Raw genomic sequence first — 24,073 nt, 5'->3', positions numbered from 1 at the left:
CGCCGAAAGGCTAGACACCAACGCTCACACTGTTTCTGCCTAGTACTCCAGCGCGCGAATCGATCCGTCCTCGCAACCGACGAACAACCGTGATCCGGCGTCATCGGCCGCGATCGCCGTCGGTGCTTTGCCGGACACGGGGATCGACCCTCGCTGTGTCATCGTCGGCCGGGTCCGTGGATCCCAAAACCGCAGTCGCCCCGGTTCTTCCGACGAGACCAATGTGTGGCTTCGGTCGACAAAGGCCAGTGACGTGATGTACGTGTTTTGCTCTGACGTGGAACGCGAGATCACGTTGCCGTCGAAATCCGACAAGATCAATTGCCCCGAGTCGTTCGCCACGGCAATCTGTGTGGCGTCATCGGAGACGGCCATGGCGACAACGGGAAACGGAAACTCGATCGAATGCCCGACGCCCGTTTTCGGATCACCGATCCAAACTTCCGATTGATCATCGATCCCATAGCGATCGACCAGGCCAAACAACCGATTCGCGGTTTTGCAATAGCGCAAATCGAGCAGTGCAAGCTCGGTTTGCCAGACGGGGCTGCGCTGCCCGGAACGCAACATCATCAATCGATAATCGGTCGTGGCGACGGCGATCCCTTCGGGCGTCGCGGCGATCGACTCGGTCGACAGTTCCTCGTCGGTCAATGGCATCGCGTCGGGCAAGGCCTCGGTCGATCGGCAGGTGAAAACCGATTCGCCCGAGGCCCAAGCAATCAGCCCTTCGTGATCGACATCCATCGCATTGATGGAATCACCGCCGGGTGAGTTCCAGACCTGCAGACGGCGACCGGTTTGCGGATCCCAGCGGGCGATCTGGCCGGCCAAATCAGACGACACCAATTGCTCCGTGGCGGAATCAAAAACGAGCCGTCCGATCACACGATCCGATGGATCGGCGTCGGCGACCAGGTAAGGCGGCTCCATCGACCGGTTTAGATCCCAAACTTCGGTCGCTTGATTGCGTCGCCCCACCCACAACCGATCGGAATCCTCAAAGGCCAACGACAGCACCTCGGCTCCACACTGCGCGACAAACAACATGCGTCCGGATTCGAAATCCCAAACGCGAACGGTCTGGTCATAGCTCCCCGCGGCCAGCAAGCTGCCGTCGGAAGAGAAAGCGATACAACTGCCTTTCTCGGAAAACGCGCCCTCTAGTTCTCGGGTGACGCTAATCCCGCTGTCGGAAACCGACCATTGACGCACCATCCGACGTGCTCCGGTGGAGACCAACACGGCCGGTTGCCAAGGGTGAAACGCCAGTGCATTGGCGTCCTCCGACATCGTCACACCAGCTTCCTGCCAGCCCGGGATCGCACGCACTCGGATTTCCCCCGTCGGCTCCCGGGCACAGCTCGCGACCAGACTTTCATCGGCATTGATTGACATGCCGATCAGCGAACCGTTCTCTGTGCCCCTGTGCACTGTCGTCGCAGAGCCCGCAGCCGGCCACCGGCGGATCGCGCCGTCGCTGTGTGCCGTCAAAAACTGGTCGTTGCCCAAGAACTCAATCGCATTGGTATCCCCCACGGCGACCGACGACTCGCTCGCATCGAGCGTTCGGACTTTCTGCCACGAATCCGTCGCCCAAACCGACGCGACATCGTCTTGTCCGGAAGTCCCTATCCATTTGCCGTCGGGGTGAAAGCGGATGCAAGTCACCGCTTCGGTATGAGCGTCGATCGGTTTGGCATCCGCCGGGGCGTCGAGCGGTTGAACGATAAGCTTGCCCTGCGAGGTGCCGAAGACGGCAATGGAGGAATCGGGCGAGACCGCCATCGCGGTAACATCCCTCGCCTCGGAAAACACGGTCCGTTTCTGATCGCAGTAACGCTTCAAGACGTGCCAAAAGACACTGCGCAGCTCGGGCCGACAGATCGATTTATCCTCCAGATACACGATCGCTTTGGTCGGATCTTGAGGAGCGAGATCGGCGGCACGTCTGAGTTGCAGCGCGAACGCGGATCGATGGCTTTGGTCCAGCGTCTCTTCGAGCGCGGATTGTTTCTGCTGCAACTCGGATTGTTGCCGGCGGAGAACGATGTTCAGTCCGACGACGATCGGCAGCGCGATCAGCAACGAGACGATAAACAGCGATCCGAAGGTCGTGGCCAGCGGGTTACGTTTTGCGCTCTTGCGCCAGCGATCCCAAAGTGACGGCACACGTGATTGAACCGGCAGGCCGGCCACAAATCGCCGCAGGTCGTCGGACAACTCGGCGGCCGTCGCGAACCGTCGCCCGGGTTCCTTTTGCAGACAACGCAGACAGATCGCTTCGAGATCGCGGTCGATTCCAGGCTTCAAGGCGTTCGGCCGGACCGGTTCGGTGCTGCGAACTTTTTCCAGCACGGTCAGCACGCTACCTTGGAACACCGGTTGCCCGACCAAGCAGTGGTACATGATCGCGCCCAGGGAGTAGATGTCCGTCGCAGGCGTCAATTGCGTGGACCCTTCGGCTTGCTCGGGTGACATGTACGCCGGGGTGCCCATCGGAACCCCGGTGATCGTCTTCGACTCGGCATCATCCAAACGTTTGGCCAACCCGAAGTCCGCGATTTTCGGAGTCCCGTTTTCGGTGATCAAGATGTTGTCGGGCTTCAAATCGCGATGCAAAACGGACCGTTTGTGGGCATAGTGGACGGCGTCGGCGATCGTTGCCAACAGCCGTGCCGTTTCGATCGGCGAAAGCGGTCGGCGACGCATGCGTTCGGCCAATGTGCCGCCGGCAACGAATTCGAACGCGCAATACAAGATCCCATCCGCCTCACCGAATTCAAAGATCTGCACGATGTTGGCGTGCTGCAGGTGCGCCGCGGCGGCCGCTTCGACTTGAAACCGCGAACGATCCTCGGGCCGCCATTCACGCTGCGGCGCGATCACTTTCAACGCCACCTGGCGTCGGACTCTTGGGTCAAAGGCCCGGTACACGACCCCCATCCCGCCGTGTCCCAACATGTGATGATCTTGATAGTGCGGAATCCGCGTCGGGTCCGCCGAGCGCCCGCCGGGGCCGGCGGAACCATGCCGAATCGGTGGCGGTGAATGTTGCCCCTTCGGCGCGGAAGGATCAGGGGCGGATTGATCTGGGATTGGGCGAACAATCGTTTCGTCCAGCCCCTCGTACAATAAACGCACCAACGGATCCGGCTGCACCTCCAGATCGTCGATACGCTGTCCGCAGGCGTCGCACTCAGCCAGATGCTTTTCCAGATCATCGATCTCGCCGGATGAGAGACGCCCCGACTTGAATCGTTGCAGGACTGCGTCGTCAGGATGAATCATGCAAGTCTGCCGAAACCGGTGGCATCGCTAGTCGTCCAAAAGCCCTTCGCCCAACTCTCGCAACCGGCTCAGCACTCTGGACTGAGCGATTCGCACGGCGTTGGCGGTCAACCCGAGTTCCTCGCCGACCTCCTTGGCCTTTCGGTTTTCCAGGAACACCATCCGAAACGCTGACATCGTTTGCGGCGAGAAATCGGGTTCGGCCAGAGAAAGCAACCGTTCGCAAAGGCGTTGTTGGTATTCCTGGTCCCACAACTGGCTCAACTGGCTGTTCGGATCGGCAAGCTGTTTGGCCATTTCGCCGACCTGCTCGCTGCCGGCACCCTGTCCCAGGCGTTGCTTTTCTCGCCAAGCGACCGTCAGCCGGTTCGCGACGACGTTCTTCAGCCACAGCCGAAATGCACCAGTATTGCCGTTGTGCTCGAATGCGGGCAGCTTCTCCGCCAGCTTTTCCATCACACTCTGCTGCACGTCATCGGCATCGTTTTGATTCAATCCGCGGCGGATCAACCAGCCCCGAATGATCGGCGAATAAAGATCGCAAAATCGCTGCCACGCCGCCTCGTCGGCGGAATCACGAAGCCGCTGAAGCAGGCTGACGGAGGTGGGGCCGGACATGAAAAAACACTCTCGTAGGGACGACGTTGCCCCGCCGATTATAAAACAGATTCAAGCCAGCTGCCATCGCCGAACGCTGCGCTGGGCAACGGAACCCGTCTCCGAAAGAACTGGCAGAATGATGGGAAGGCAGAATGATGATGATGCCGGTCATGAACCAAGCAGATACGTCCCAAGCCCCATCGTTTTGCCCCCATCGTTTTGCCCCCATCGTTTTGCCCCATCATTCTGCCCCGTATCATTCTGCCTTCCCCCACCCCTTCTACGACGCCAACTGCGACCACAACACTCCGGCGGCGATCGCCGAACCGATCACGCCGGCGACGTTGGGAGCCATGGCATGCATCAACAGATAGTTCCCGGGGTCTTCTTCCTGGCCGACCAATTGCACGACGCGGGCCGAACCAGGGACCGCCGACACGCCGGCCGCGCCCACCAGCGGGTTGATCTTCTCCTTCAAGAACAGGTTCATGAACTTGGCGAACAACACGCCGCATCCGGTTGCCACGGCGAACGACGCGGCACCGAGCACAAAGATCAGGATCGACTCACCCTTCAGGAAGTACTGCGCGGTCGTGCTGGCACCGACACAAAAGCCCAACAAGATCGTGACGATGTCGATCATCGCCGTCCGCGCCGTCAACGACAATCGATCCGTAACCGTGCATTCTTTTAAAAGGTTCCCGAAGAACAACATTCCCATCAGCACGATCGAACCGGGTGCCAACAGCGTGCAGATCAGAAACGCGACGATCGGAAACATGATCAGTTCCTGACGCGCGACCTTGCGCGAGGGCTTCATCCGAATCAGACGCTCATTTTTGGTCGTCAACAGCCGCATGATCGGCGGCTGGATGACCGGCACCAGAGCCATGTAGGAATAAGCCGCGATCGCGATGGCTCCCAATAACTCGGGCGCCAGGTTGGACGCCAAGAAAATCGCGGTCGGACCGTCGGCCCCGCCGATGATCCCGATCGCCCCGGCTTGTTGCGGCGTAAACGCCAGACACAACGCTCCCAGGTAGGTCAGGAACACGCCGACCTGGGCCGCGGCGCCCAACAGCACCAGCTTCGGATTGGACAGCATCGTGGAAAAATCGGTCATCGCGCCGATCCCCAAAAAGATCAACGGCGGGTAAATCTCTTTTTCGACGCCAAAGTAGAGGAACCGCAGCACGCTGTCTTCGGCGAACACCAACGGCACACCGGATTCGGTCGGCATGTTACCGACAATGATTCCGAAACCGATCGGGATCAACAGCAAGGGTTCGTAGCGTTTGGTGATGGCCAGGTAGATGAAGCCCAGGGCGATCACCATCATCACCACGTTGCCTGCTTCGAGCCCCGCAAAGGCCGTCGTCTCGTAAAGCTGGACCACTTTTTGGCTCAAGTATTCCATGGCACTCACTTACGGTCTCGATGTTCGATACGATGCGACAGGTGATGCTTCATCCGTCCCTCCAGGGACCAAGCATATTCGCCGGCTCCCAATCCACGGATCTTGACGATCCGGTGTGGGTGATCCAGCGCCGCGGCGACGGCGGCGGCGATGACGACCAGAACCTCTTCGGGCAACTCGTCATCGCGTGCGGCCGGTGTGGCGGCCGGCTGGGATTCGATGAACGGGGCGACCAGACGCGGCAAGACGGTGATGAAGACGACGATCAACACGAGCGCCGAAAACACGACCACGATGCCCATGATGGCCATCGGAATCCCGTGCTCCTCGGTCAACGGGGCCAGCGAGAAGTCGATCAGCCGCTTGCTTTCTTCTTGGGCCAGCAACAACATCACTTACTCCAGTACGACCAGAGTTTGCCCTTCGGCGACCGAATCACCGACAGCCACGTCAATGCTCTTGACCGTTCCGTCGACCGGTGCGGTGATCTGGTTTTCCATCTTCATCGCTTCCAAGATGGCCATGCCCTGTCCACGCTTGACCGCGTCGCCGGGTTTGACCAGGATGGCCCGGATGGCCCCCGCCATCGGGCTGGTCACCGCGCCGCTGACGCTGGGCTGCGGGGGCTTGGCCGCGGACTCGCGGGCGATCGCCGGAGCCGGCGCGCTGCCGACCGGTTGCACCGGTGCTGGTTGCATCGGGGCGTGATACGTGTCCGCGTCGCTGAGATCCTCCACGGTGACGTCATACGATTTATTCCCGACGGTGATGCGTAATCTTTTCATAGCGGAATCAAACCATGCTTCTTAGGAGGACGGGTTTCGCTTTTGTTCAGCGTGTTTTGGAGGGCGAGTGAGACGACGGCTCGGGTTTGCGCCGGGGCGATCACATCGGTGATCATGCCATGCGACGCCGCCAGGTACGGCGACGCGAATCGGTCGCGGTATTCTTGGATGAACTTCTCGCGGAGCGCCGTTTTGTCTTCGGCTTCGGCCAACTCTTTTCGGTACAGCACGTTGACGGCGCCCTCGGCTCCCATCACCGCGATTTCCGCGGTCGGCCACGCGAACACCATGTCGGCTTTCAAATCACGACTGCACATCGCAAGGTACGATCCGCCGTAGGCCTTGCGCGTGATGACGGTGATCTTGGGAACCGTCGCCGACGCATAAGCGAACAACATTTTCGCACCGTGACGAATGATGCCGCCTTGCTCCTGCGCCACGCCGGGCAGAAAACCGGGGACGTCCACCAAAGTCAACAAAGGAATGTTGAACGCATTGCAAAAGCGAATGAACCGTGCCCCTTTGTCCGATGCATCGATGTCCAATGTGCCCGCTTTCACGTTGGGTTGGTTGGCGATGATGCCCACGACCACGCCATCGACCCGCGCGAAACCGACAATCAGGTTGGGTGCGAAACCACGGTGGACTTCCAAAAAACAATCTCGATCGACGATCCGCTCGATCACGGCGTACATGTCCATCGGGTCCTTGATGTTCTCCGGAATCACGTCGTTCATCGATGGATCCGGGTCCAAACAAAGCTCGTCGCTCAATCGGTGCGGAGGGTTTTCGGCGTTGTTCTGGGGCAGATAAGACAGCAACTGTTGAACGATCTGCATCGCATGCCGGTCATCGTCGGCGACAAAGTGGACGTTGCCGCTGATGCTGGCGTTCGCCGACGCGCTGCCGATCTCTTCCATCGTGCAGTCGACGCCCGTGGCCGCCTTGATGACCTGGGGACCGCAGATGAACATGTTGGCGTTTTCACGCGTCATCACCAAAAAATCCATCAACGCCGGCGAATAAGCCGCTCCGCCGGCGCAGTTCCCGGCGATCACCCCGATCTGCGGGACACAGCCCGAAAGCATCACGTTGCGATAAAAGACCTGCCCGTAACCCGATAGCGAATCGACGGCTTCCTGGATCCGGGCGCCCCCGGAATCGTTGATCGCCACAAACGGCATCCCGCTTTCCAGGGCGTAATCCATCATGTCGCAGATTTTTTTGCTATGCCGCATCCCCAATGCCCCGCCGCCGACGGTTGCGTCCTGGCTGAACGAGGCCGCGGGCCGGCCGTTGACGCGTCCCACGCCGGTGACCACACCGTCACAGGGCATCGACTTTTTCTCCATGCCGAATTCATGGCAGGAATGGTCGACGTGCATGCCCCATTCCTGAAAGGTATCGGCGTCGAAAAACAGGTCCAGCCGCTCGCGTGCCGACAGCATTCCCTTGTCGCGGCGTTTGGCATGCCGGCTTTCCCCGCCGCCGCTGCGCAGCGTCCGGCGACGTTCTTCCAGCCCGGTCAAAAACTCTTTTCGAATACTCATGGCATTGCAGTGGTGTGTAACGGGGACGAGTCACCACGGAGGTGCTCGGCCGCATTCCGGTACCAAAAATTCAACGAAACGCCTTAGCGATCTTGCAAACCGAACGCTTCCAAGATCTTGCTGGCCGCGACTTCGGGAGGCAGGTTGCCGTCCAGCACGTCGGCTTCCAGAGAGTCACGAATGCGACGCACCCCCGGGTGCTCGCGCAGGGCTTGCTTCATTCGCTCTTCGATGATCGCCCACAACCATCGGACTTGTTGTCGACGTCGCTTGGCCGCCAATTCGCCACCGGCTTTCATCGCCGTGTAGCGTTCTTCGATGGCTTGCCAAACCTCGTCGACATGTTTGTTGTGCAGTGCGCTGCAGGTCAACACCTGTGGCGGGTTGTCTTGTTTTCCCAGGATTGAATGGATCGCCATCTCGTATTGATGCGCGGCCACCTCGGCCGCTTTGCGGGTCGCATCGTCGGCCTTGTTCACCGCAATCACATCCACCAATTCCAACAGCCCGCGTTTGATCCCCTGCAGGTCGTCTCCGGCGCCGGGCAACATCAACGCCAAAAAGCAATCCGTCATTTCCGCGACCATCGTCTCGGACTGTCCGACGCCGACGGTTTCGATCAACAACACTTCGTATCCGGCCGCTTCGCACACCAGCATGCTTTCGCGGGTCTTGCCGGCCACGCCACCGAGCGTTCCCGCCGACGGTGAAGGGCGGATGTAGGCACCGGGTTCGGCCGCCAACCGCCCCATGCGTGTCTTGTCGCCCAGGATGCTGCCGCCGCTGATGCCGCTCGATGGATCCACGGCCAACACCGCGACGCGTTTTCCCTGGGCGGTCAACTGCAATCCGAGTGATTCGATGAACGTGCTCTTGCCGACACCGGGGGCGCCGGTGATGCCCACGCGGATCGCATCGCCGGTGTGCGGCAACAGTCGTGTCAACAACGCCTCGGCCTGGCGTTGATGCGCGGCGTTGCTGGATTCGATCAGCGTCAATGCCCTCGGCAACACGGTGATATCACAGGCCCGCACGCCATCAAAGTAATCCTCCGTCGTCAACTGACGGCGTCGTGGAACATCACGCTTCATGCCCAATTCCGTTCACGCATCTTGAGTTTCGATTGTTTCATCGACCGAGAACCCCAGCCGATCGGCGAGATCGCGCACCACGCGGATCGCCGCATCGCTGATAACCGTCCCCGGTCCGAACACTTCCGCTGCACCGGCTTCGTACAACGCCTCGCGATCCTCCGGCGGGATCACTCCGCCGGCCACGATCATGATGTCTTCTCGCCCCAGATCCGCGAGCGCCTTACGCAGTTCCGGCACCAACGTCAGGTGACCGGCCGCGAGCGAACTGACGCCGACCAGGTGCACGTCGTTTTCGACCGCTTGGCGGGCGGTTTCGGCGGGCGTTCGAAACAGCGGTCCGATGTCGACATCAAAGCCCAGATCGGCGAACGCGCTGGCGATCACTTTTTGGCCGCGGTCGTGCCCGTCCTGTCCCATCTTGGCGACCAAAATCCGAGGCCGCCGGCCTTCGCTGCGTTCGAACGCTTCGACGATTTGACGGACTTCCGTTGTCATCGATTCACTCTCCAATGCCGCGGCATACACGCCGCGAACGGATTGAACGGGCGCCTGGTAGCGATTGTAAACCTTTTCGAGCGCCGCGCTAATCTCGCCGACCGTCGCTTTGGCACGGGCCGCATTGACAGCCAACTCCAACAGGTTGCCCTTTTCACTGCGCGCCGCTTCGGTCAACGCATCCAATGCCGCTTCGACGACAGACGAATCCCGCTCGGCACGCAGTTGTTTCAATCCCGCGATCTGTGATTTTCGCACCGCGGAGTTATCGACGTGCAACACACGCATCTCGTCCTCGGTCGGCGGTCGGTACTTGTTGACGCCGATCAACGTTTGCTGTCCCGAATCGATTCGCGCTTGCGTCCGCGCCGACGCTTCTTCGATCCGCATCTTGGGAATCCCCGCCTGAATCGCCTCGGTCATGCCGCCCAGTTCTTCGATTTCGACCAGGTGCTCCCAAACGCGCTGCGCCAAATCGTGCGTCAAACGTTCGACGTAATAGCTGCCCGCCCAGGGATCGACGACGTTGCACGTGTCGGTTTCTTGTTGCAGGAACAATTGCGTGTTGCGCGCGATCCGGGCCGAGAAGTCGGTCGGCAGGGCAAGTGCTTCATCGAGCGCGTTGGTGTGCAATGATTGCGTGTGCCCGTGCGCCGCCGCCATCGCTTCGATACACGTCCGCGTCACGTTATTGTAGACATCCTGAGCGGTCAAACTCCATCCGCTGGTCTGGCTGTGGGTCCGCAGCGACAAGCTCTTGGGGTTTTTGGGATTAAACTGCTTGATCAGTTTGGCCCAAATCATGCGAGCGGCGCGCATCTTGGCGATCTCCATGAAGTAATTCATGCCGATCGCCCAAAAGAACGACAGTCGCGGGCAAAAGGCATCGACGTCCAGTCCCGCGGAGATCCCCGTGCGGACGTACTCCAGCCCGTCGGCCAACGTGTAAGCCAATTCCAAGTCGGCCGTCGCCCCGGCCTCCTGCATGTGATAACCGCTGATGCTGATGCTGTTGAATTTTGGCATCCGCTGGCTGGTGTATTCAAAGATCGCGGCGATGATCTTCATGCTCGGCGCGGGCGGATAGATGTACGTGTTGCGAACCATGAACTCCTTCAAAATGTCGTTCTGGATCGTCCCGGCCAACTGCTCCGGTTTCACGCCCTGTTCTTCCGCGGCGACGATGTAAAGCGCCATGATCGGCAGCACCGCACCGTTCATGGTCATCGACACACTCATCCGGTCCAGCGGAATTCCATCGAACAGCGTCCGCATGTCATGGATGCTGTCGATCGCCACGCCGGCCATGCCGACATCGCCCGAGACGCGTGGATGATCTGAATCGTAACCGCGGTGCGTGGCCAGGTCGAAGGCGATACTTAAACCCATCTGCCCGGCCGCCAGGTTACGACGATAAAACGCGTTGGACTCCTTTGCCGTGGAAAACCCTGCGTACTGACGCACCGTCCAAGGGCGCTGCACGTACATCGTCGCATAGGGGCCGCGTAAGAACGGTGCGATCCCCGGCATGGTGTCCAAGTGATCCAGCCCGGCACGATCGGCCGACGTGTACAGCGGCTTGACCGGGATCTGTTCCGGCGTTTGCCACTGCAGTTGTTCGGTGCGTCCATCGACTTTCGCTTGCCAGTCGTCCAAGCCACCGGAAGCGTGCTGTTTACTTTGGAACGGGATCTCGGAAAAGTTTGGGATCGTCATCGCGCCAGCTCTCCTTCGTCAATCACACCGACTTTTGCCAACAGGCTGCGGAGTGTTTCAAGCACATTGCAACGCATGAAGATAAAGCGGTCGACGCCCGCATCTCGCCACGCTTGTTCGTTGTCACCGGGGAATCCGGCCAGCACGACCGCATCCGCCCCGGCCGCCTTCAGTTTGCCCGCTGCCGCGGGGACCACGTCGGGGTACAGTTTGTCCGAGGAACAAATAACCGCGATCGTTGCACCGGATGACTCAAACGCCGCAGCCGCCGCTTCCGCATCTTCAAAACCCTCGCTGCCGACGACCTCGAAGCCGCCCGCTTCAAAGAAGTTGGTCGACCAGGTTGCCCGGCCGCTGTAGTGCGACACCGGGCCGAAGCATGCCAGGAACACACGTGGACGTTGTCCGTGCGTTTCCCGCCAGGCATCGCTGGCATCACGCAGCTGGTCAAAGGGTTCGGCCAAACGCTGCGGCGTGATGGCTCCCATCGATGCCGTTTCGCCTTGGTGGAATCCGAGACCGCTGGCCAATTGCCCGAGCGTCGCGCCGGCCGACGCGGCCATGACCACTGCGGCGACCCGATCATCGGCGACCGCAAGCGACGCGGTTTCATCGCTCGCCGGGCGAGCACCTCGCACCCGCGTGGCCGCTGCCTCGGCAAGGGCTTTCAAATCCCGAGCCGCGCGGACGAGGGGTTCTTCGTCGACATTGGGGAACTCACTAACGCCCGTGATCCCACGTTTTCGCGTCGCAATGTCCTTGGCCCGGACCGCGGCCGTTGCAGCGATCTCTTTCGCGACCCATCCGCCGGCGAGCGCCGCCGCCATGCCACCCTGACGCTCGGTCTCCTGAAAGATCTCCCACGCCTTGCCCGCCAGGTCGGTGGTCAATTGGTCCAAGAACCAACTGCCGCCGGCCGGGTCGATCACGCGATGCAGGTGCGATTCCTCTTGCAGCACCAGCGCGGTGTTGCGAGCGACGCGGCGACTGAATTCGTTGGGCAAACCGGCGACGCAATCAAACGGCACCGACGTGATCGTGTCCGCCCCACCGATGCCGCCTGCAAACACCGCCACGCAGTTGCGGAGCAGGTTGACAGACGCGTCATGCTTGGTCAGCACCCGGTTGCCCGTCCGCGTTTGAATCCGCATCGCCCAAGCATCTTCCGACGCCCCGCTGGATTCCAACACGCGTGACCACAGCCATCGCGCCGCACGCAGTTTGGCGACCGCCCGAAAATGCTCGGTGCCCAGGCTGATGCGAAACAGGATCTGTTTGGCCGCCGTGTCGACGTCCATCCCGCGGTCGGTCATCGCCCGCAAGTACTCGACGCCCGTTGCCAATGCGAAGGCGATGTCCTGGGCCGCACTCGCGCCGGCGTCGTGGAAGGGTGACGTGTCGACGCCGACTGCGGTGACTTGTGGGTAATGTTTTGACGTCCAATCCGCCAGATCCGCCAACAACAACAACGCCGACGGTGTCTCGGTCGGTAATTGTCCCCGTCGGGCCAGTTCCGCCAGCGGGTCCGCGTTGAACGCACCACGCGCCTCTCGGGGCGGCACACCACGGCGCTGCCACAGGGCGACCAAGGTCGCCGCGGCGGGGACAAACGCCGCACCGGAATCCAAGGCGACAGTAATCATGTCCAACTGAACATCACCGAGCAACTTGTCCAGATCGTCGACGCAGTAGACCATCACCCCGCCGCGCCCGGTGCCTGTGTCACTGACCGAAGCATCGGGATCCAACCCGCAGCGGGCTGCATCGTCAAGTCGGATTTGGATGGACGTCACGCCCCCGGCCAAATCCTCCAAGATCGCTTGGTTACCTTCGGTCAGGCAGGGATCGCAAAACTCTTGACGCAGGTCCCAACCTGATTGCGTCGATCCGAGCGGACTCCCGCCACGCACCCGCGTCGCCAAACCGGGAAAGCCCATCGGATCGTCTTGGCCGGACTCGTCGCGACGACTGTAGATCGGCTGGATAGAAAGGTCGTCGTAGGTTTTTGAAACGAGTTTCTTTTCAAACGGCGACCCCGCCAACGCCTTTTCGACCACCTGGCGCCACTGGTCATAGTCGACCGCAGGGAAGTCGTCTTGAACTCTCAGTTCGCGGGGAAACGTAACCGTCATTGTCCTTGCTCTCGGGTTTCAGTTTACGCGTGGTCGGCAGATTCGCAAAGCTCGGTCAGCACACCGCCGGAACTCTTGGGATGCAAGAACGCGATCTGCATCTGGTGCGATCCTTCGCGCGGCTTCTCATCGATCATTCGCAATCCCGATTCACGCAGTTCCGCGATTCGCGCCGTGATGTCGTCGACGGTGTAGGCCAGATGGTGCAATCCCTCGCCGCGTTTCTCGATGAACTTGGCGACCGTGCTGTCCTCGCTGGTCGGCTCCAGCAGTTCCAGCCGAACATCGCCGGCCCGGAAAAATGCGACACGCACCTTTTGGCTCGGCACATCCTCCAGCCCTTCGAATTCCAACCCGAGGGCGTCTTCGTAAAAGGGCTTGTGGTCGTCGATCGATCGGACCGCGATGCCGATATGATTCAAAGACTTGACGGCCATTGTTTTCGTCCGTTCGTTAAAGGGGGATGTTCAAATTGTTTGATGATCTGCCTTGGCAACTCTCGATCGCGTCGAGGGCATGTCCCGAAAGGAAACTGGCAAATGCGGCGGGAGCACCGAGCATCGCTTGGGTTATATCGAAATTGGAAAGTCGCGTGGCAAAACTTCGCGAGAAAGGAGGGTGCAACCAACGCTGGGGCAATTCGATCGCAAAGTGACGCAAGAATTCGGTGTTCAGCGTCCGGTCCAGGATGCCCGTCCGTTCCCCCACATCCGTCACGACGCCTTCGAGTGCGAGCAACGATTTGCGGAACAGCATCAATTCGTCGCTGACCCGTAACTTGGCGTGTTGGACTGCTTCGTCCAGCATGCCGACCATCCAGCTCAATCCGGGAAATTGTCCGCGGCGAACACTGCAGACCCATTTATCGGCCACCGTTGTGAGCGCGGATGCGTCGGCCGGCTGCTGCACCGCCAACTCGGCCATCCGAGCGGCGACCGCGCGGGCGTCCAGCAGGATCGCTGAAAGACAAAGCTGGACCACCGTCCGCCGCACCTCGGCCCCCAAGCGTCCGACCAGACTCCAATCCAGAATCCCCAGACGCCCTTCATCGGTCAGAAACAGGTTGCCCGCGTGCGGGTCGCCGTGAAAGATCGGATGATCGCTTTTGGAAAAGATCGGCCCGGCAATCAACGCTTCGCCGACAAGCGTGGCGAGCTGTCGTTTTTCACGCTTCCCAAACAATCCATGATCGGTCACCTTGCCGCCGCTCAGCCGTTCCATGCTGGTCACGCGTTTGGTGCAGTGTTCAAGCAGCCTGGGGATCTGCACGCGAGGCTGATCGGCGAAGAAGGCTCTGGCTTCCACCAAATGCCGTTGTTCGTTTTCCAACTGCACCTCATCCAGCAACCGGACATGGGCTTGCGTGAACGCGTCGCGATAATCCAGCTGTGGGATCTGCAATTCGTCGCAGCGTCGATCCAATTGTCCACCGACTTGCACCAGCAAATTCAACTCACGATCAAGTTGTTCCTCGATTCCGGGCTTCAGCACCTTCATGACGCCGCCCTCGGCCGTCGATCCGACCGTCCGATCGAATGGAACGACCACCGCCACGCTGGCTTCGGCGATCGCCGGCCCGAGCATGATGCCCAGTCGATCGGTCGGCCCGAGTTCCTGCACGACCGCTTGCTCGACTTGCTGCTGGGAAACCGCCGGCGGCAGACTTTCCAACTCACTTAAATAGCCGCGCAGCTCCAACGGCAACCGTTTGTCGCGGGCCAGGATCTGGCCGACCTTGTGCAGCACCGGCGAGCTTCGCGCCAGAATGCCCAACCGCTGGGAAAACGACGCCGTTGCGGGCAGTTTCGCTTGCCCGCGCAGAATCGCGCGCTGTTGCTGTTCCGGCAAACCGCCCAAAAACAGCCCCAACCCCTCCCGAATCGGTCGCGCGAAATGCGCGTGTTCGGGAGGCAAGATCGACTGGAAGGCGGCTTCATCGAGTAGGAATTCCCAGCGGGGCGTCATCTCAGGTCCCCGATCGTTCGGCGAGCCAAGCTTCGATGTGCGGCCAGGTGTTTTTCTCGGCACCGCGTCCGGCCATGATGCCGATGTGGCCGCCCCGCACCCGCAGCACTTCCTTGTCCTCACTGCCCACCGCGTCCATCACCGCCTCGGACTGACAGGGCGGCGTGATGTGATCGGCTTCGGCGATCACGTTCAACAGGTTGGCTTTCAGCTTCTTCAAATCCACCGTTTCCCCACGCAACTGCATCGTGCCCTTCATCAATTTGTTCTCTTTGTAAAACTCGTTGATCAATTGCTTGTACGCACCGCCGGCCATCGGGATGATGTCGCGGACCCAGGTGTTCATGGCGTGCCAGGCTTCCACCGTGCCGGGGTTTTCGATCTTGTCCCACAGCATGCTGTAGCTGCCGAAGTAGTTTTCGATCGGTTTGAGCATCTTGGCACCCGTATCGATCATCTCGCCGGGGACGTTGCCCAGTTTTTCGACGATCGTGTTGGCATTGAACGCGGGGTTGCTGGACCAACGCGTGAACCCACCGGCTTCTTGATCGCTGAAATCCAGCGGCGCCGTCAGTAACAACAGATTCTTCAGCCCATCATCCGGTCGCAGCGCGGCGTACATCGTGCTGATCAGTGCGCCCAAGCACCACCCCAACATGCTGAACTCCTGGGCACCCGAGACGCTTTTGAACTTGCGAATCGCGCGCGGCAAGTACTCCAACACGTAATCGTCAAAGCACATGTTCTTGTCTTCGGGACCGGGTTCGCCCCAGTCCAACAGATACAGTTCGTATCCGTGCCGCAGCATGTACTCGACAAAACTGTGTCCCGGCCGCAGGTCCAACACGTGCGGCCGGTTCATGATGGCGAACACCATGAACAACGGCACCGGCTTGCGATCCTGCTCGGGCACGACGGGGACATAATGATAAAGTTTGGCCTTGTTCAGCGTCCAAACGACCTCCTTGGGTGTTTGCGCGATCTTGGCATCGGTGGTCAGCATGCGATTGAACCGGTCAAGATTCTCGGCGGCCCGGTGCCAGTTTTGACAAAGCTCGGTGAATGAAGGCATGCCGGCATCCACCGCTTGGGGCGATTCTTTCGTGGTCATTACAATCCCCTTCAGTTGGTAGGTTGCGTGTTGTCGGATTTCGACGGTTCGCTCAATCGCGCGTCGAGGTCATCCAACCGCATTTCGATGTTGGTCAGCCGCTCGGCCAGACGTGTGATGTCATCGCGCGTGGGCATGTTCAGTTGGGCCATGGCCTGAGCGAGGGCGGATTCCATGGCTTTGCGGAACGGCCCGGACGTCGTCAACCAGGCGTCCAACATGGCGCCGGTCGATTCGGCATAGGCTTCGGTGTTGACGAAATCCGTCATGATTTTCGACCACGATTCCATGTTGGAATCGCGCATTTGTTTCAGCATGCCCGTGGGATCGAAGGGATCGAATGTTTGATTGTCTTTGGATTGCGACATCGCTTCTTCTCTAGCTCCTGTATTCGCTGCGCTAATAAAACCGCTTCGATCGCGGCACCTGATGGGCACACTCGCGGCCGGCGTTACATGAAGGCACCGCCGTTGACGTTGATCTGTTGCCCCGTGATGTAGTCACCGTCGGCGACCAGGAAGGTCACCGCATGGGCGATTTCTTCAGGGTGGGCAAAACGTCCCATCGGAATCCCGCCGCGGATCTTGGCTTGAATCACCGGCGGCACCGCTTCGAACATGTCCGTGTCGGTGTACCCCGGCGCGATCGCGTTGACCGTGATCCCCGAATGCACCAGCTCCGCAGCAGCCGTTCGCGTGAACGCGATGATGCCCCCCTTGCTGGCGCTATAGTTGGCTTGGCCGATCGCCGGCACTTGACCGTTCATCGAGCTGATGTTGACGATCCGGCCATAGCTTTGCGACGTCATGATCGGGATCGCCGCCGACGTGCAGAAAAAGCAGCCGCCCAGGTTGGTTTGGATCACTTCCATCCATTGCTGGTCAGTCATCCGCGGCAACATCGCATCGCGAGTGATCCCGGCATTATTGACCAGAATGTCCAAATGAGTGAACTCGTCGGCGACCTTTTGCACCATCGCCCGCGCTTCGGCCGCGTCACCGATGTTGGCTTGCGCCAAAAGGCAGGTCCCACCGCCGCGGCTGATTTCATCGGCCACCTCCTGAGCCTTGGCCTCGTTGCTGGAAAAATTGATCGCGACCCGAGCCCCCTCGCGTGCCAACTCCAACGCGATCGCGCGACCGATTCCTCGTGACCCGCCGGTGATTAACGCGGTTCTTCCGTCGACCCTTCCCATCGTTGTCTGCTCCGTTTGAATGGCTGTGTTGAGTGAATGTTTGCCGTCACGCGGTTAAATGTGTTCAAAGATCGCGGCGATCCCCTGGCCGCCGCCGATGCACATCGTCACCAAGGCTCGTTTCTTCCCCGTGCGATTGAGTTCATAGAGCGCCTTGATCACCAGGATCGCACCGGTCGCGCCGATCGGGTGCCCCAGCGAGATGCCGCTGCCGTTGGGATTGGTGCGGTCCATCGGCAAGTCCAATTCGCGACAGACCGCCAGCGCTTGGGCCGCGAACGCTTCGTTGACTTCAAACACGTCGATGTCGTCCAGTCCAAAGCCGGTCTTTTCGAGCAGTTTGCGAACCGCCGGCACCGGCCCCATCCCCATGTACTTGGGATCCACCCCGGCATAGGCATAGTCGACGAGCCGGCCCATCGGTTTCAATCCGCGACTTTCGGCAACTTCTCGGTCGGCCAACACCAAGGCGGCGGCGGCGTCGTTGATGCTGGATGCATTCCCGGGCGTCACCGTGCCCTCGCGATCAAACACCGTGGGCAGTCGCGCCAGTTTTTCCGTCGTCACGCCGTAACGCACCGTTTCGTCGACCTCAAAAGGAACGACATCACGTTTGACCTTGATGTCGATCGGGACGATTTGAGCTTTGAAGTAGCCGTGGTCGATCGCGGCGCCCGCACGTCGGTGGCTTTCCACGGCCAGCTCGTCTTGATCTTCCCGCGTGATGCCGTACTTCTTGGCAACGTTTTCAGCGGTGACGCCCATGTGACAATCATCAAAGGGGTCGCTGAGCGCACCGACCATCATGTCGACCATCGCCGTGTCATTCATCCGCGCACCGAACCGCATCGCGGCCGAACTGTACGGCGAACGACTCATGTTCTCCGCACCGCCGGCGACCGTCACCTCGGCGTCACCTAACATGATCGCGTGGGCCGCCGTGATCACCGCTTGCAACCCGCTGCCGCAAAGCCGGTTCAGGGTCAACGCGGGTGTCTCATGCGGCAACCCGCCGTTGATCGCCGCGACGCGGGCCAGGTAATGATCGTGGGCATCGGTATGGATGATGTTGCCGAACACCACATGCCCGACGTCATTCGGCTTGATGCCCGAACGCTTCACCGCTTCCTTGACACACTTGGCGGCCAAGTCGCACGGCGGTGTGTCTTTCAAGCTGCCGCCGTAGCCTCCGATCGGGGTTCGCACGCCACTGAGTACCACCACTTCACGCGTCATCTCGCTGGCTCTCCTCTACAACACGTTCTTTAATACTGCACCTTGAGATTTCGCAACGACTGCGGGAACAAGGATGCTTGATTGGCCACCACAGATGATTCATCGTCGTGGTGGTAGAGGCGTCAGCTTAAGCAAACGCTATACCAATCATGGGGGTCGCGAGGCGTCCCAATGTCGAAATCAGCGACGGGCAATTACAAAAACAACAACCGTCAACAAACGCGCAACCAAGCGCAATTGCGTGCCCCATCGCACCAACCTTTCCAGCGCAACAGCAATGCGCCGGTCGACGCCTTTCCATTGAACTGTGCGTCTGCGCAACGCTTTCAATACCAATACGTCTCGTTCGTGCGTAATCGCCCGATTGAAGCGGCAATCCACGCCAGCGGGAAGCGTCAGCGAGCGGCCCACGCCCCCCTTGTTCCCGGGCTCCCGCCTGGGAACACACGGTCCCCGAGGCTCCGCCTCGAGTCACAGCTGGCATGTGGCGGAGCCACATCGGAAGCGCGTTCCAAGGCGGAGCCTTGGAACGAGGTGACATGCCAGCGGGAAGCGTCAGCGAGCGGCCCGTCAATCAACTCCACCACCAGCAACGCGCCACTGGCTCACGCCACGTGCCGGCATCCTTTCCCGCTTGCGCCACCCGACCGATCCCCGCAGTGAGCGGAATGCCACGCCCGAGTGTGCATTCGCACACTTTTGACGCGATTGCGCTAGCGAAAAAACGTGTTTTAACGGCATTTCTTCGACGGTACGAGTTTTGCATAGCAACTAAATGCTGCACCTGCAGCAATCGGGCGTTGTCCCGGCCCACGGGCCCGGCAATCGCACGTTCACTCAGTTTTTCGGAGGCATTCCCATGTTACCAACCGACGGCAACGTGCTTGATTCGATGCTTCAATGCATGCGTCAAGCCACGGAAGCCAACCTCAGGTTGCAGCAAGATCTGCTGCGGAGTTGGACGCGCTATTGGCCCGGCTTCACAGCTCGGCCCGTCGCCCCAATGACCACATCGACCAACCCCAACGAAAACGGAATGTCAACGATGATTACCAAAGCACCCGAACTCGACCAGCAAGAAGCTCCCCAGCTTCCATCGAGCGTTTACAAGAACATCCGCGAAAAGGTCGCCGTCGTGACCGGTGCCGCCAGCGGGATCGGCGAAGCGGTGGCGCGTGAATTGGCCAACCGCGGCGCCAAAGCGGTGATGCTGGTCGACCGCAGCGACGCCGTCCAAGAATTGGCCAAATCGATCAACCAGGCGTCCGGTCGAGAAGTCGCCGAAGCCAAATTGGGTGACACGACTGACGAAGCGTTCCGCAAACGCGTCTTCAACGAAGCAGCGGAAAAACACGGCATTGTCACGATCTGTGTGCCGGCCGCGGGGATCACGCGTGACGCCTTGTCAGTAACGATCAACAAAGAAACCGGTCGCGCCCAGATCTATCCCACCGAAACGTTCCGACAAGTCACCGAGGTGAACTTGATCGCTCCGATCTATTGGGGCATCGAAATGGTCGCGCGGATCGCTGAAGACCGCCGCCAACGTGGTCTGAAACGATGGGATCCCGAAGAAACGATCCAGGGCGTCGTCGTGTTCCTCGGTTCGGTTTCTTCGCAAGGCAACAAGGGACAGATCTCTTACGCCGTTGCCAAAGCGGGCCTGGAAGGTGCCGCCGCGACGTTGACCAAAGAAGCGATTTTCCACGGTGTCCGCTGTGGCATCATCCACCCCGGATTCACCGACACGCCGATGGCCCGAGCGCTCGGACAAGATTTTTTGGACAAGAACGTTTTGCCGTACACCCAACTGAGACGTCTGATCAAACCGGAGGAAATCGCCGACGCGATCTGCTTCATGATTTCCAACTCGGCGGTCAGCGGTGAACTGTGGGCGGACGCCGGCTGGCACGGACCGGCTTAGTCGTCGCCCGCTTCGAGTTGTTCGATCCGCTCTTCGAGTTGTTTCACGCGTTGCGACAGTTGAGCGGATTCGGACGACGCCGATTGCTGCGGATCGGGCTTGGGTGAAGTCGACACGTTGTCCAACCAGCCCTTGATCCATTGCATCGGGGCCAGCGACGCGGCGGCCGGATTTTGTCGTCGCAAGTAATCAAGGTAGTCCAACGAATGACGAAAATAATCGCCCAATAGGCCCGACATCAAGTCGTTGGACCGGAGAACAAAATGCAACATTTCCGAGGGGAAAAGCGAGATTTTATCAGGGTGACGCTCCATGATGATCTGAATCAGAACCGATTGCGTCATGTCCTCACCGGACTGACTGTCGCGGATTTCCACCGTGTGACCGCTGATCACCATCTGTTCGATGTCTTTCAGCGACACATACGTACTGGTGTGACTCGCATAGTAGCGGCGATTGGGATATCGCTTGATCAAGATGGGATGGTCGGCCATGAGAACCATGATCCTCCGGACAGCAAAGCCACTTTCGAACGTGCAGCAATCGTCAACGCTGCAAGAGTGCGTGTCGGCTCACGATCCGACAAACAACCATTAGGAACCAACGCTTAAATGAGGAGCGAATGCAATGACGACGAAAACAGAAACGAACGTGTACGATCAAGTGTTTGAAAACATGAAAAAGGCCGCCGATGCCGGACTCAAGATGCAACAGGAAGCCATCGCCCAATGGACTGCATTATGGCCCGGTGTCGCCTCGCCGCAATCCGTTTGGGTTGACAAAGTACGTGAATTCCAAAAGCAATGGGGCGAAGTCGTTTCGGAATTGGCGCATCGACATCGCGCCACCCTGGATCAACAGTATGATGCAGCAGTGGAATCGTTCGAAGAAGCCTTGCAGATCGGCGAATCGACCGACCCACAAGAGTTTCGCAAACGCACCGAACAGTTTTTTCGCAAAACGCTCGACTGCATGCGCGAAGCCAGCGAAGCACAGATGAAAGAGTACCAAGAAGCGATGGCGAAATTGAGTGAGCTGGTCACCAAGGCCGGGTCGTAGCCCAATACCGCGAAGTAAAACGCTGCGGGGACGCCCGGACGCTCGCGCGAACCGGCTGATGTCAAACGAATGTCAGCCGTATGGCGCTAGCCTACGGGCCTCCAGCGGAGCAATACGCCGCTTGACTTAAGCGGAAATGGGGTTGTAGCCACCACGCCGAATGACGGCCCGAATTTCGCAGGAACCGAAACGCGAAGGAAAAGCGATGCATCGTGTGACCATGACACCGGACGTAGCCTTTACGGACGCCGACTTGGATCAATTGCCCAAGTCGACGTTCGTTCGGCAGGTCGACTTTCACCGCACGATTGATTCCACCAACCGGCGAGCGCTCGAAATTGCTCGCGGCGGCTCGCTCGACGGCCCCCTGCTTGTTCTGGCCGAATCACAGACCGATGGTCGTGGCCGCGGAACAAACCGCTGGTGGGCGCGGCCCGGTGCGTTGACGTTTACACTGCTGATCGACAGCAATCTGCCCCAGCGGCGATTCCCCCAGGCCTCGCTGACGGTCGGGCTGGCCGTGTGCGAGGCGATCGAGGAAGTCCACCAGCGTTCGGACATGCAACTCAAATGGCCCAACGACGTTTACTGCCGGCAACGCAAGTTGAGCGGTATTCTGATCGAATTGCCGTTGAGCAATCCGGGATTGCTGGCCATCGGTATCGGGATCAACATCAACAATTCGCTCGGGGACGCTCCCGCGGAGTTGCAAGCGACGGCAACCGCCCTGTGTGACGTCGCCGGGCACAGGTTTGAATTGACCGAGGTCCTGACCGGGGTGCTGAATCGATTGCAGTATCGGCTGGAGTGCATCGGTCGGCACGACGACGAACTACGAACCAAGTGGCGTGAACGATGTTTACTGACCGATCGCAACGTCCAAGTCGACTTGGGAACACGGAAAGTTGCAGGGCGATGCCGAGGCATCGACGACGACGGTGCTCTGGTCATCGAAACCCCTGCCGGATTAGAACCCTGTTTCGCAGGGTCGGTGACCCTGTTCTAAAACGCCACGCCCTGCAACCGCCACGCAGGTGCAAACCCAACGAGACGCCGTTCGAATCATGCATGAATGACCCCGTCCGCGAACCCGATGCGAGCGCAAGAATACCGCCGCCGCTGGTGCGGTGTTGGACCGACGCCGTGAAACAGGCGGCCGAGAAAGCGCGCGCGATGCAACCCGCCGCGGATTCCAATGGCGATCCGAAACGCCACCGACGCCGGTGGTTCAACCGGTGGGGCCAAGCCACCGAAACCTACCTCCGCAGCCCCGAATTCTTGCAGGTCCTGAAACAACACATCGACACCCTGATCGCCACCAAGCGTGACGGCCATTCCAACCGATCAGCCGCCGACATCAACAACAGCAGCTTGCCCGAGGATGTTCGCGCTCTGGCGGCCAACTTTCGGCGGCTGCTGCCACAGGGGACGAAGACCCAACGCACTGCGATCGCCGCGGAGTCAGACCGCAACGTTCCGCCACATCCAAAGGGTCCGCCGGACAAGGCTCCGAAGTGGGCGACGTCGTTCGATGTCGTGCATGAAGAACCGCAGATGAGACTGCTGCACTTTTCCCCCTCGCGCATTCAATACGCCCAGCCGGTGCTGGTTTGCTTCGCGCTGGTCAATCGGCCCTACATTTTGGATCTGAAAGAAAACCGCAGCGTCGTCCGGCGTCTGCTCGACCGCGGTCTAGATGTGTACGTGATCGACTGGGCCGCCCCCGGCGATGCGGATGCTTCCTTGCGACTGGATGATTACATCGGCTCGATCCTGGACAACACCGTCAACGTGGTGTGCGAGCAATCGAACGCGTCGCAACTGAGTCTGCTGGGGTACTGCATGGGCGGGACGATGACTGCGATGTACACCGCGCTGCATCCCGAACGGATCAAGAATCTGATTCTGATGGCGACGCCGATCGATTTCGACGGCCACAACGGATTGCTGAATCTGTGGGCACGCCGCGAAACGTTTGACGTCGATGGACTGATCGACGCATTTGGCAACTGCCCCGGCGAATTCCTGCAGTTCGTTTTCCAGCTGATGAAACCTGTCCAAAACTTTGCCGAGAAACAACTGTCGTACCTGGAAAACGCCGGCGACGCGGCGTTTTTGGATGACTTTGAAACGATCGAGCGCTGGTCCAACGATACGATCCCGGTGGCCGGCGAGACGTTTCGCGATTTCGTGTCCATGCTGTATCAACAGAACCGATTGGTAAATGACCAAATGGTCCTGGCCGGCGAATCAATCCATTTGGCATCGATCACCTGTCCGATCCTGCTGTTGGTCGCCCAGCGGGACCACTTGGTGCCGCCAGAGTCGACCCTGGCGATCCAAAACCATGTCGCCTCGCAAGACATCACCACACTCTCGATCCCCGCCGGCCACATCGGTCTGGCGGTCGGCTCCCGGGCGCAACAAAAGCTCTGGCCGAAGGCGACGGACTGGATCGCAAACCACTCAACGGAACGATAACCCCAGGAACCGCGAGCGTCTT

The 24,073-nt window shown here is 59.9% G+C and carries 21 protein-coding genes; 4 read left to right on the top strand and 17 right to left on the bottom strand.

What is annotated here, in order from left to right; all coding sequences use genetic code 11:
• Positions 1 to 39: 39 nt before the first annotated feature.
• The 16 genes from Mal15_RS23295 to Mal15_RS34740 form a co-directional block, all read right to left on the bottom strand.
• Positions 40 to 3,291 carry a WD40 repeat domain-containing serine/threonine protein kinase gene (locus Mal15_RS23295; RefSeq protein WP_147869959.1) on the bottom strand — a complete coding sequence of 1,084 codons (3,252 nt, stop codon included), beginning with the start codon at positions 3,289 to 3,291 and terminating at the stop codon, positions 40 to 42.
• A gap of 27 nt (positions 3,292 to 3,318) precedes the next feature.
• The gene (locus Mal15_RS23290) at positions 3,319 to 3,909 is read right to left on the bottom strand and encodes an RNA polymerase sigma factor (RefSeq protein WP_147869958.1); all 591 of its coding nucleotides are present in this window, start codon (positions 3,907 to 3,909) and stop codon (positions 3,319 to 3,321) included.
• A gap of 262 nt (positions 3,910 to 4,171) precedes the next feature.
• Positions 4,172 to 5,308 carry a sodium ion-translocating decarboxylase subunit beta gene (locus tag Mal15_RS23285; RefSeq protein WP_167547005.1) on the bottom strand — a complete coding sequence of 379 codons (1,137 nt, stop codon included), beginning with the start codon at positions 5,306 to 5,308 and terminating at the stop codon, positions 4,172 to 4,174.
• 5 nt (positions 5,309 to 5,313) lie between these two features.
• Complete coding sequence (locus Mal15_RS23280; protein ID WP_147869957.1) at positions 5,314 to 5,700, bottom strand: OadG family protein; 387 nt, start codon at positions 5,698 to 5,700, stop codon at positions 5,314 to 5,316.
• Between the two features lie 3 nt (positions 5,701 to 5,703).
• The gene (locus Mal15_RS23275; RefSeq protein WP_147869956.1) at positions 5,704 to 6,093 is read right to left on the bottom strand and encodes a biotin/lipoyl-containing protein; all 390 of its coding nucleotides are present in this window, start codon (positions 6,091 to 6,093) and stop codon (positions 5,704 to 5,706) included.
• Positions 6,090 to 7,643, bottom strand: coding sequence for an acyl-CoA carboxylase subunit beta (locus Mal15_RS23270; RefSeq protein ID WP_147869955.1), 1,554 nt, complete (start codon positions 7,641 to 7,643; stop codon positions 6,090 to 6,092). The genes Mal15_RS23275 and Mal15_RS23270 overlap by 4 nt, the downstream gene beginning before the upstream one ends.
• Positions 7,644 to 7,726: 83 nt before the next feature.
• Positions 7,727 to 8,734, bottom strand: coding sequence for a methylmalonyl Co-A mutase-associated GTPase MeaB (gene meaB / locus Mal15_RS23265; RefSeq protein ID WP_147869954.1), 1,008 nt, complete (start codon positions 8,732 to 8,734; stop codon positions 7,727 to 7,729).
• Between the two features lie 12 nt (positions 8,735 to 8,746).
• Positions 8,747 to 10,948, bottom strand: a complete 2,202-nt coding sequence (gene scpA / locus Mal15_RS23260; RefSeq protein WP_147869953.1) for a methylmalonyl-CoA mutase — start codon at positions 10,946 to 10,948, stop codon at positions 8,747 to 8,749.
• Positions 10,945 to 13,080 (bottom strand): methylmalonyl-CoA mutase family protein, encoded by a 2,136-nt coding sequence (locus tag Mal15_RS23255; RefSeq protein WP_147869952.1) that lies wholly within the window; start codon positions 13,078 to 13,080, stop codon positions 10,945 to 10,947. Before Mal15_RS23255 ends, scpA begins: the two co-directional genes overlap by 4 nt.
• Before the next feature lie 23 nt (positions 13,081 to 13,103).
• On the bottom strand, positions 13,104 to 13,517 hold the full coding sequence (mce, locus tag Mal15_RS23250; RefSeq protein WP_147869951.1) for a methylmalonyl-CoA epimerase: 414 nt from the start codon (positions 13,515 to 13,517) through the stop codon (positions 13,104 to 13,106).
• Positions 13,518 to 13,533: 16 nt separating this feature from the next.
• Positions 13,534 to 15,045, bottom strand: coding sequence for an AarF/UbiB family protein (locus tag Mal15_RS23245; RefSeq protein WP_147869950.1), 1,512 nt, complete (start codon positions 15,043 to 15,045; stop codon positions 13,534 to 13,536).
• A 1-nt stretch (position 15,046) separates the two neighbouring features.
• Positions 15,047 to 16,156, bottom strand: coding sequence for an alpha/beta fold hydrolase (locus tag Mal15_RS23240; protein ID WP_199773720.1), 1,110 nt, complete (start codon positions 16,154 to 16,156; stop codon positions 15,047 to 15,049).
• A gap of 11 nt (positions 16,157 to 16,167) precedes the next feature.
• Positions 16,168 to 16,524 carry a hypothetical protein gene (locus tag Mal15_RS23235; protein ID WP_147869949.1) on the bottom strand — a complete coding sequence of 119 codons (357 nt, stop codon included), beginning with the start codon at positions 16,522 to 16,524 and terminating at the stop codon, positions 16,168 to 16,170.
• Positions 16,525 to 16,607: 83 nt separating this feature from the next.
• Positions 16,608 to 17,351, bottom strand: coding sequence for a 3-oxoacyl-ACP reductase family protein (locus Mal15_RS23230; protein WP_147869948.1), 744 nt, complete (start codon positions 17,349 to 17,351; stop codon positions 16,608 to 16,610).
• Positions 17,352 to 17,405: 54 nt separating this feature from the next.
• Positions 17,406 to 18,587, bottom strand: a complete 1,182-nt coding sequence (gene bktB / locus Mal15_RS23225; RefSeq protein ID WP_147869947.1) for a beta-ketothiolase BktB — start codon at positions 18,585 to 18,587, stop codon at positions 17,406 to 17,408.
• 180 nt (positions 18,588 to 18,767) lie between these two features.
• Positions 18,768 to 18,998, bottom strand: a complete 231-nt coding sequence (locus tag Mal15_RS34740) for a hypothetical protein (protein WP_147869946.1) — start codon at positions 18,996 to 18,998, stop codon at positions 18,768 to 18,770.
• A gap of 448 nt (positions 18,999 to 19,446) precedes the next feature.
• On the opposite strand from Mal15_RS34740, the gene Mal15_RS23215 reads away from it, so the two are divergent.
• On the top strand, positions 19,447 to 20,511 hold the full coding sequence (locus tag Mal15_RS23215) for an SDR family NAD(P)-dependent oxidoreductase (protein WP_199773719.1): 1,065 nt from the start codon (positions 19,447 to 19,449) through the stop codon (positions 20,509 to 20,511).
• Here Mal15_RS23215 and Mal15_RS23210 read toward each other — a convergent pair.
• On the bottom strand, positions 20,508 to 21,005 hold the full coding sequence (locus Mal15_RS23210) for a polyhydroxyalkanoate synthesis regulator DNA-binding domain-containing protein (RefSeq protein WP_167547004.1): 498 nt from the start codon (positions 21,003 to 21,005) through the stop codon (positions 20,508 to 20,510). The two genes, Mal15_RS23215 and Mal15_RS23210, sit on opposite strands and share 4 nt — an antisense overlap.
• Positions 21,006 to 21,138: 133 nt before the next feature.
• On the opposite strand from Mal15_RS23210, the gene Mal15_RS23205 reads away from it, so the two are divergent.
• From Mal15_RS23205 to phaC, 3 genes are all read left to right on the top strand, one after another.
• On the top strand, positions 21,139 to 21,570 hold the full coding sequence (locus tag Mal15_RS23205; RefSeq protein WP_147869944.1) for a hypothetical protein: 432 nt from the start codon (positions 21,139 to 21,141) through the stop codon (positions 21,568 to 21,570).
• Positions 21,571 to 21,775: 205 nt separating this feature from the next.
• Positions 21,776 to 22,576: a biotin--[acetyl-CoA-carboxylase] ligase gene (locus Mal15_RS23200; RefSeq protein WP_167547003.1), complete on the top strand. Its 801-nt coding sequence runs from the start codon at positions 21,776 to 21,778 to the stop codon at positions 22,574 to 22,576.
• A gap of 62 nt (positions 22,577 to 22,638) precedes the next feature.
• Positions 22,639 to 24,051 (top strand): class III poly(R)-hydroxyalkanoic acid synthase subunit PhaC, encoded by a 1,413-nt coding sequence (gene phaC, locus Mal15_RS23195; RefSeq protein WP_167547002.1) that lies wholly within the window; start codon positions 22,639 to 22,641, stop codon positions 24,049 to 24,051.
• Positions 24,052 to 24,073: the final 22 nt, after the last annotated feature.

This window comes from Stieleria maiorica (genome assembly GCF_008035925.1).
Classification (GTDB): Bacteria; Planctomycetota; Planctomycetia; order Pirellulales; family Pirellulaceae; genus Stieleria; species Stieleria maiorica.
The sequence above is the reverse complement of the archived record's forward strand: the minus strand, read 5'-3'. Positions and strand labels throughout refer to the sequence as shown.

What these genes read in the sequence shown, in the direction of transcription:
- Mal15_RS23295 (WP_147869959.1), bottom strand. Translation starts at nt 3,291, where the DNA reads ATGATTCATCCTGACGACGCAGTCCTGCAACGATTCAAGTCGGGGCGT.
- Mal15_RS23290 (WP_147869958.1), bottom strand. Translation starts at nt 3,909, where the DNA reads ATGTCCGGCCCCACCTCCGTCAGCCTGCTTCAGCGGCTTCGTGATTCC.
- Mal15_RS23285 (WP_167547005.1), bottom strand. Translation starts at nt 5,308, where the DNA reads ATGGAATACTTGAGCCAAAAAGTGGTCCAGCTTTACGAGACGACGGCC.
- Mal15_RS23280 (WP_147869957.1), bottom strand. Translation starts at nt 5,700, where the DNA reads ATGTTGTTGCTGGCCCAAGAAGAAAGCAAGCGGCTGATCGACTTCTCG.
- Mal15_RS23275 (WP_147869956.1), bottom strand. Translation starts at nt 6,093, where the DNA reads ATGAAAAGATTACGCATCACCGTCGGGAATAAATCGTATGACGTCACC.
- Mal15_RS23270 (WP_147869955.1), bottom strand. Translation starts at nt 7,643, where the DNA reads ATGAGTATTCGAAAAGAGTTTTTGACCGGGCTGGAAGAACGTCGCCGG.
- meaB (WP_147869954.1), bottom strand. Translation starts at nt 8,734, where the DNA reads ATGAAGCGTGATGTTCCACGACGCCGTCAGTTGACGACGGAGGATTAC.
- scpA (WP_147869953.1), bottom strand. Translation starts at nt 10,948, where the DNA reads ATGACGATCCCAAACTTTTCCGAGATCCCGTTCCAAAGTAAACAGCAC.
- Mal15_RS23255 (WP_147869952.1), bottom strand. Translation starts at nt 13,080, where the DNA reads ATGACGGTTACGTTTCCCCGCGAACTGAGAGTTCAAGACGACTTCCCT.
- mce (WP_147869951.1), bottom strand. Translation starts at nt 13,517, where the DNA reads ATGGCCGTCAAGTCTTTGAATCATATCGGCATCGCGGTCCGATCGATC.
- Mal15_RS23245 (WP_147869950.1), bottom strand. Translation starts at nt 15,045, where the DNA reads ATGACGCCCCGCTGGGAATTCCTACTCGATGAAGCCGCCTTCCAGTCG.
- Mal15_RS23240 (WP_199773720.1), bottom strand. Translation starts at nt 16,156, where the DNA reads ATGACCACGAAAGAATCGCCCCAAGCGGTGGATGCCGGCATGCCTTCA.
- Mal15_RS23235 (WP_147869949.1), bottom strand. Translation starts at nt 16,524, where the DNA reads ATGTCGCAATCCAAAGACAATCAAACATTCGATCCCTTCGATCCCACG.
- Mal15_RS23230 (WP_147869948.1), bottom strand. Translation starts at nt 17,351, where the DNA reads ATGGGAAGGGTCGACGGAAGAACCGCGTTAATCACCGGCGGGTCACGA.
- bktB (WP_147869947.1), bottom strand. Translation starts at nt 18,587, where the DNA reads ATGACGCGTGAAGTGGTGGTACTCAGTGGCGTGCGAACCCCGATCGGA.
- Mal15_RS23215 (WP_199773719.1), top strand. Translation starts at nt 19,447, where the DNA reads ATGTTACCAACCGACGGCAACGTGCTTGATTCGATGCTTCAATGCATG.
- Mal15_RS23210 (WP_167547004.1), bottom strand. Translation starts at nt 21,005, where the DNA reads ATGGCCGACCATCCCATCTTGATCAAGCGATATCCCAATCGCCGCTAC.
- Mal15_RS23205 (WP_147869944.1), top strand. Translation starts at nt 21,139, where the DNA reads ATGACGACGAAAACAGAAACGAACGTGTACGATCAAGTGTTTGAAAAC.
- Mal15_RS23200 (WP_167547003.1), top strand. Translation starts at nt 21,776, where the DNA reads ATGCATCGTGTGACCATGACACCGGACGTAGCCTTTACGGACGCCGAC.
- phaC (WP_167547002.1), top strand. Translation starts at nt 22,639, where the DNA reads ATGAATGACCCCGTCCGCGAACCCGATGCGAGCGCAAGAATACCGCCG.